The organism is Rhodococcus opacus (assembly GCF_012396235.1).
Lineage (GTDB): Bacteria > Actinomycetota > Actinomycetes > Mycobacteriales > Mycobacteriaceae > Rhodococcus_F > Rhodococcus_F opacus.
In genome coordinates, this window is sequence record NZ_JAAXPA010000095.1 from 1 (window position 1) to 1,895 (window position 1,895).

1 protein-coding gene and 1 pseudogene are annotated in these 1,895 nt (G+C 66.6%); both read right to left on the bottom strand.

All coding sequences use genetic code 11. The features are described from left to right. Positions 1 to 256: 256 nt before the first annotated feature. Positions 257 to 1,729 carry a pyruvate kinase gene (gene pyk / locus HGB39_RS38005; RefSeq protein WP_052023913.1) on the bottom strand — a complete coding sequence of 491 codons (1,473 nt, stop codon included), beginning with the start codon at positions 1,727 to 1,729 and terminating at the stop codon, positions 257 to 259. A gap of 18 nt (positions 1,730 to 1,747) precedes the next feature. After that, a pseudogene (locus tag HGB39_RS40480) lies at positions 1,748 to 1,895 on the bottom strand (transketolase-like TK C-terminal-containing protein); the annotation flags it as partial.

Here is a 1,895-nt window from a genome sequence, read left to right on the forward strand (position 1 = left end):
TCGCCGCACCCGACCAGAACCCGTCGACGTCCACCCCGGTCCCCGGCAGCGCCTCCTCGTTCACGAAGTCGTAGAGCACCTTCGCGACCTGCAGACCGCCGACCTCAACACGCTCAGTCATGAAATGACTCACCTTCCGCACTTGGCAAAACTTCCACGATGCGAAAACACAGTTTCGTATCTTGACATCAAGAAAACCGTGTCCATCGAGTTCTGTCAATAGCGGACGGGCGTACGGTTACAGCGTCACATCCGATCAGTGGTCTTCCTCGCCGATCCTGTGGACGTGGATCAGGTTGGTCGAGCCGACGGTGCCCGGAGGCGATCCCGCGACGATGACGACGAGGTCGCCCCGCCGGTATCGGCCCAGGCCGAGGAGCGCGTGGTCGACCTGATGGATCATCTGGTCGGTCGACTCGACGGGGTCGACGAGGAACGTCTCGGTCCCCCACGTCAGCGCGAGCTGAGCGCGCACCGCCGGGAGCGGGGTGAACGCCAGCAACGGCAGCGGAGTGTGCAGCCGCGCGAGCCGGCGCACGGTGTCCCCGGACTGGGTGAACGCGACGAGCGCCGCCGCACCCAATCGTTCCCCGATGTCGCGTGCCGCGTAGGACAGGACTCCGCCCTTCGTGCGGGGCACGTGCGCCAGCGGCGGAACGTGCGTGGACTTCTCCTCCACCGCGCTGATGATGCGGCCCATGGTGCGGACCGTCTCCATCACGTGCTTCCCGACCGACGTCTCACCGGACAGCATCACCGCGTCCGCACCGTCGAGGACGGCGTTCGCGACGTCGGACGCCTCGGCGCGGGTGGGCCGAGAGTTCTCGATCATCGACTCGAGCATCTGGGTGGCCACGATGACCGGCTTCGCATTCTCGCGGGCGATCTGGATGGCCCGTTTCTGCGCGAGCGGTACCTGTTCGAGGGGAAGTTCGACACCCAGATCGCCGCGGGCGACCATCACCGCGTCGAACGCCAGCACGATGGCCTCGAGGTTGTCGATCGCCTCCGGTTTCTCGAGCTTCGCGATCACCGGAACCCTGCGGCCGACCCGATCCATCACGGCATGGACGAGTTCGATGTCGGCCGCCGATCGCACGAACGACAGGGCGATGAGGTCGACACCGAGACGCAGTGCGAACTCGAGATCGGCGATGTCCTTGCCCGACAGCGCCGGGACCGACACGTTCATCCCCGGCAACGACACACCCTTGTTGTTGCTGACCGGACCGCCCTCGGTGACCCGGCACACCACGTCGTTGCCGTCGACGTCCGTGACGACCAGTCCGATCTTGCCGTCGTCGACGAGCAACCGGTCACCGGGCTCGGCGTCCTCCGCCAACTGCTTGTAGGTGGTCGACACACGGTCGCGGCTGCCGTCGCACTCGTCGACGGTGATCCGCACGACGTCGCCGTCCGACCAGACGACGCTGCCTTCGGCGAAGCGACCCAACCTGATCTTCGGGCCCTGGAGGTCGGCGAGAACACCCACCGCCCGGCCGGTGTTTTCGGACGCGTCCCGCACCCGGCGGTAGTTCTCCTCGTGATCGGAATGTTCGCCATGGCTGAAGTTGAGCCGTGCGATGTCCATTCCGCAGTCGACGAGTTCGCGTATGCGGTCGCCGGTTGCCGTTGCGGGCCCGAGGGTACACACGATCTTCGCGCGCCTCGCCGACGCGGGCGCCTCCCGGCCGGGCGTGACGAGGTATTCGGACACTGTTGCTGTCATAGGATTTTCGATTCCGTTCTAGGCGCTGCCGGTGTCGGCGTAGGAGACGGCCGCGGCGCGGACGTCGTCGATGCGGTACCGGTTGGCGGCCTCGACGGCCTTGGAGCGGTCGAGGGTGCCTTCGCCGGCGAGGGCGGACAGCACGGCGACGACGATGGATTCGGCG